The sequence below is a fragment of the Flavobacterium sp. UGB4466 genome, from assembly GCF_903469665.1.
Lineage (GTDB): Bacteria > Bacteroidota > Bacteroidia > Flavobacteriales > Flavobacteriaceae > Flavobacterium > Flavobacterium lipolyticum.
In genome coordinates, this window is the sequence record NZ_CAGKLC010000169.1 from 1 (window position 1) to 5,990 (window position 5,990).

Annotated in this window: 3 protein-coding genes; all 3 read left to right on the forward strand. The window is 32.8% G+C overall.

Going from position 1 to position 5,990, the window contains the following annotated elements:
• Positions 1-109 precede the first annotated feature (109 nt).
• The gene (locus JO950_RS20980) at positions 110-3,202 is read left to right on the forward strand and encodes a hypothetical protein (RefSeq protein WP_202704391.1); all 3,093 of its coding nucleotides are present in this window, start codon (positions 110-112) and stop codon (positions 3,200-3,202) included.
• Between the two features lie 65 nt (positions 3,203-3,267).
• The gene (locus JO950_RS20985; RefSeq protein WP_202704392.1) at positions 3,268-4,431 is read left to right on the forward strand and encodes an Ig-like domain-containing protein; all 1,164 of its coding nucleotides are present in this window, start codon (positions 3,268-3,270) and stop codon (positions 4,429-4,431) included.
• Positions 4,418-5,971, forward strand: a complete 1,554-nt coding sequence (locus JO950_RS20990) for a cellulase family glycosylhydrolase (protein ID WP_173973243.1) — start codon at positions 4,418-4,420, stop codon at positions 5,969-5,971. The genes JO950_RS20985 and JO950_RS20990 overlap by 14 nt, the downstream gene beginning before the upstream one ends.
• The last annotated feature ends 19 nt before the right edge of the window (positions 5,972-5,990 follow it).

Here is a 5,990-nt window from a genome sequence, read left to right on the forward strand (position 1 = left end):
GTTTGGTACTGTTTCTTTCGATGAAAGGACATTTTGTACAGTTATATCGTTTTCTTCTATAAGACGATATCCCTATATTTACAAAAACAATAATGTAAAATAAGAGTGATTGAAAGAAACTTCTAATAAATATTTGATAGTAGCCTTACTTTTTGGATTGACTTTCCATGGCAGCGCTATTTTTTTTACTTTAGAAAGTTCTTATGATGCTTTAATTCACATGTTTTTCGGAAATCATTATGCCCACAGTTGGTTTGAACCTTGGAATTATAGTTGGTATACGGGTTTTAATGTGATGAGTTATCCTCCATTAGTGCACCAAACCATTGGGTTACTTTCTTTAATTGGAGGTTTGAAATTTGGTATGTTTACTGTTGCCATCGTTGGGATTATTTTATTCATTACAGGAACTTTTAGATTTTCACTTTTAATAACTGGAAATAGAACCGTTGCAGGTTATTCTGCTATTCTGGCAGTGGTTTCTTCTTCTTTTGTAGAAACATTGCATATTTTTGGACAGCTTCCCAGTATTATTGGAGTTTCTGTTTTAATGCATGCACTTCCAGAGATTTATCTTTTTATCAAAACAGGCAAAAAGAAATATTACTTCACCTCTCTGTCTTTGATGGCCGTAACCGTTTGTTCGCATCATGTTACACCTTTATTTGGAATGGTATTTTTTGTTTCGCCTTTAATCGGTATGATAGTAATGGATACCGCTCGCGAAAATGTCAATTCATTCAAGGAAATCACATTCAAAATATTCTATAAAACATTTCTATCATTATTAAAACGGATTATTCTTTTCTGTGGTAGCGCCGTTTTTCTGCTAGTATTTTGTATACTGCCGTATTGGATTAATTCTAAAGCCAATCCCATCACTCAGGTTCCTATTCCGCATGGAAGTCGCGACAATTTTATAGAAGTAACCTCTTCTGGCTTGATGTTCTTCTTGATACCTTGGGGAATATTACTTTTTATATTGCCTTATATATTTTATAGATATTACAGCAAAAGGTATATTTTTTTCGGATTATCCTTAACCTTGCTCACTGTTTTAGGAACGGGCGGCACAACTCCAATTCCCTTAGCGATTTTAGGAGAAAATGCTTTTAATATCCTAACCTTGGATCGCTTTACACTTTGGGCTTCTATAATGAGTTTGCCCATTTTTGGTGAATTTGTGTACCGATTAGTTGAAGGTGACTTAAGAACGGCTTTGCAAGTAAAATTTGGGAGTGTTTATAGGAGGATCCTAGGCGGATTATTTGCTGGTTGCTTTTTGTTTTTTGCAGTGTTTACCATGACGTTAGGGTATTTTAGACCATTGCAACCGCAAAAAATTAACTTTTTACCAATTGTCAATTTCTTAAATCAGGATCAACACGATCACTGGAGGTTTTTGCCATTAGGTTTTGGTGATCAGATGGCCTACTTATCGACACAAACAAATGCAATGACGGTTGATGGAAATTACCATTCGGCAAGAAGATTACCAGAATTGACTTCTCGTGCAGTAGAACGGCTGGAAAACTCCAAATTTCGAGGACTTGAAGGTATTGGTTCATTGCAGCAATTTCTAACGGTTCCTGAAAAATATAATTTGAAATATGTTTTTTCTAACGATAAATTTTACGATCCAATTCTCTATTTCTGCGGTTGGCATCGATTATCACAATTAGAAAATGGTATAATGGTGTGGGAAAAACTAAATGTGCAGCCCTTGTCTAAAATTCTTCCAAAAGATGAAGTACCGATCTATTTGAAATTAATGTGGGGAATTATTCCGATGTTAACCATTCTTCTGGCTTTTATACTTAATGTTCAGATGATTTGGTTGCAGGCCTTAAAAATAAAGCCTTTAGAAAAACCTTCTTTCAATAAGTATGGAATTGTTTATGCTAATTTTCCAAGAGCGATGATAAAATTTCTACACATTTGGACAGGGATTTTACTACTAATTATAAGCTTTGGAGCATATCGCATTTATATCAAAAATGCTGCACAGATTAGTCCTGAAAATGTTGTAAAAGCATATTATGATGCTCTAGATTTTAAGTTTTATGATAAAGCGCACTCTTATGTTGTTCCTAATAAAGAATACTCGGTGGCTCAGTTTATGCTGGAAATTTCTGTTTCGGATGGTGTTCTTAATTCTTACGCCAAGTTAGATGCTATCGAAACTAAAATTGTTCAGCAAAGTAAAGACAAAGCTAGAGTTATTGCAACGACCAAGTGGGTTACACCATTAGAATTAATTGAAAAAAAGTACATACATGACGTTCAGAAAATAAACGGGAAATGGTTTATCATTCCAGATAAAAAAGATACCGATATTCCTCCGGACGAATTCATGTCAGAGAATATTAATTCGTATTACAAGCAAGGGAGACGAAAGACAACTACCCAGCAGACCTATCATGAAGATGTACTGCGCCAACCAGATTTAGAAATTATATCGGCAAGTTTGGTAAAAATTGACAGTCAATATATAGTGATTGGTGAAGTTCAAAATATAGATAATGTTCCTGCAGATGTGGTCTTGAAAGCTACTTTATATGACAGAAATGATAAATCGATTGCCGTATTCAACGCAAAGTATACTATTAAACATAAATTGATGCCAAAAGAAGTCACGAGTTTTAAGGTGAATTTTGAAGATATTGCGTGGTTAAAGCCAACTGATGTAAAGCCAACAACTTTTAACCCCAATGAATTTACACCAAAAGAATTGAAAAATATTCCCGCTACATTTGATATTCAAAGTGCTGGAAATGTCGCAACCACCGACTTGTATAATTCGGTTGCTATTTCAGATTTAGTGATAGATAACAACCAGATCAAAGGTACTTTATTCAATTACGGAATTCAAGAAGTAACCATTCCAGAGCTCTTAATTTCGTATTACAATGATAAAAAAGAATTGGTTTATGTTGATCACCAGTTTATAAAAGAGGGTGTTCGCATTCAGCGTAAGCAATATTTTACCTATAATTTGCCAAGAGATTTGAATCCTGTGATTATAAAATCTTCAACAGAAAATTGTTTTGTAAATGGTTTAGAATCAGAAGCTCTTGCTCGTGCGGTAATTCCGGTACGAAACAGTAAACAAGAAAGTGCACAAATGCAAAGGGTTAAAGGACATAAAGGGTATTCGTTTATTAAAATTGAAATTAATAATTACATTGGAAATCCTAGATAATGAAGAATAAAATCTATATATTTTGTTTTTGTTTGTTTACCATATTATTGGTATCAGTCACTTTATTGCCTAAAAAACAAACGGGCGCTATTATACTAATTACGCAACAAAAGACTTTTATAGCAGGTGCCAAAATAGCTTTAGATTTTGAGGTCAATACGTCAAATAGACCGCAGTTGTTTTTAATTCATTCTTTAGGAAAAACACTTTTAGATGCCACCGTTAAAAATGATAAATTAACTTTTGCCCTCCCTAAAAGTTATGCTAAAAAATCGGGTCGTATTGATTGGTTTTTGGTTGTAAACGGAGAAAATAAACTACAGGGAAACTTTGAAATTTTGCCCAATAACGACACTAAAACGGATATCGAAAATTATTTAGGTCCACCAAGTACATTGGTAGGTGATGGTCATTTTGTAATGTACGTTACCATTCCGACAGATGGCTTTGATAATCCGAAACCAGAAAATACTCCTGTAATTTTTAGAAGTCAGTTTTTAAATACTATTACAAATCAAACGGTAAAAACGAAAAATCTCATTGCTTGGAAAATAATTGATGCTCCTACAAAATCTGGAATAGTTTTGGTTTCTGCTCAATGCAATGCTACCATTACTAAAGAATTTAACGCTGTAATTTTTCCTGGAATCGCTACAAATTTCATAATTTCTTTTACTAGAAATCATCAATATGCTGATGGAAATCAAATTACGACCTTAAAAACAGCTGTTATTAAAGACAAATTTGGTAACGTTGTAAGCGACGGAACCATGGTCTCATTTGTGATTTCTACTGCTAATAATATGGTTTTAAAATCATTTGGCACAACTATAAACGGAGTTGCAACTGCTCAGATTTTGCATCCTGATCACCAAGATGTTTATACTGCAAAAGCGTATGTAGCGGGAATAGCAGAAAGTAATTCTATAGCAATTAACTACGAACCGATTAATCCGAAAATTGAATTTGAATTTTCAAAAGATAAGCGCACTATAATAGTCGGCCCGTTGCGTAGTTTTATAAATCAGTTAGTTCCAGACGGAATTAAAGTGACTCTAAAAGTGTATCATCATAATCAACTCGTAGCAACTTTGCAAGAAGATAGCGTAAAAGGCCATGCTGTTTTTACTATTTCATCTGAATATTATAAAGAAAAAAAATATTCATTTGAAATTTCAACCTTAGGAAGTATTCAAAAAGTAGAAGAAAAAAATTATGATAGTAATTAACAATAAAAATAATTATCGGGCAATTTTAATAGTTTCATTTATTGCGATTAATATTTTGGTATTATTTGGAATGAGTGAAATTTTGGGCTACTTAAATTCGGGAGCAGATAGAAGTTCGATGCTGCATTTAGAGAAAGAGACTTTAGATACATATTTACCCAAAGTAACGTGGGAAACCTTCAAAAATCAAGGTAGACGGATGGAAAATCAAACCATCCAGAAAATTGAGAAGCATTATTTGTTTTCTTATGTAATAAAAAATAATGCTCTTAAAAACAATGTCAATGATGGAATTGACGATTATTTTACAGAAAGTTCGAGAAAGCAATTAGAACAAATTATAGCCTATAATAAGGCCAAAAAAATTTCGATCCAGAGTACAATAATAGAACATCATGCATCGTTAGATTTTTATAGCGAAGACGGCCAACAAGTCGTTATTACCGATAAAAATGTAGTTGAATTTCAAAATGTTTATCAAGATAACAAGCTTATAACTTCTGTTCGGGATACTGCAAATTATAAGGTTTTAATGTTGCTAGAGGATGGTTTTTGGCGTATTCGACACTATGTTCGGATGCAAAAAGAAAAGAGTTTGGTTGCTGTAGAATTGAATAAAAAAATATACACGGTAAAAGGAAATGAAATTTTAAAAAATGGTGCTCCCTATATCATAAAAGGTATTAATTATTATCCTAAAAATTCTGCTTGGGATATGTTTGGAAATAAATTTAATAAAGATACTATAGCTGCTGATTTTGATATAATAACAAAAGCAAAACTCAATACGATTAGGATTTTTGTTCCTTATGAAGAATTTGGTAAAGCAGAGGTTTCAAAAGAGAAATTAGATAAGGTAAAAATAGTTTTAGACTTGGCCGAAGAAAAAAAACTAGCTGTAATCGTTACATTATTCGATTTTTATGGAGATTATGCTCCAGAAAGCTGGACTTTAACTCATCGACATGCAGAGAAAATTGTAACGACTTTTAAGGACTGCAAAAATATTATTGCTTGGGATATTAAAAACGAACCTGATTTAGATTTTGAATCACGTGGGGAACAAAATGTAAAGCCTTGGTTGGAACAAATGATTGCAGCAGTCAAGAAATTCGATGCTAATCATTTGGTCACTATTGGATATTCTAATATTGCATCGGCAGAGATACTAAAAGATAAGGTAGATTTTGTATCGTATCATTATTATGAAGATATTTCACTTTTTGAAGAGAAACTTGCTGTTTTAGAAAAAGCAGCCAAAAAGCCTTTGGTAATGCAAGAATTTGGGCTTTCGTCCAATCGAGGACTGTGGAGTTGGTTTGGTAATTCAAAAGAAAAGCAGGCTAATTATCATAAAAAAATGCAATCTATATTCAAAAAGAAGCAACTTGCATTTGTTTCCTGGACTTTATATGATTTTCCGAAAGTTCCAGATAAAGTTGCTGGAAAATGGCCGTGGATAAAAAACAAACAAAAACAGTTTGGATTCATCGATTCAGAAGGAAAAAACAAACCTTCTTTTTTGTATATAAATTATTGATTTTAATTTTTAAATAAAA

What these genes read in the sequence shown, in the direction of transcription:
- JO950_RS20990 (WP_173973243.1), top strand. Translation starts at nt 4,418, where the DNA reads ATGATAGTAATTAACAATAAAAATAATTATCGGGCAATTTTAATAGTT.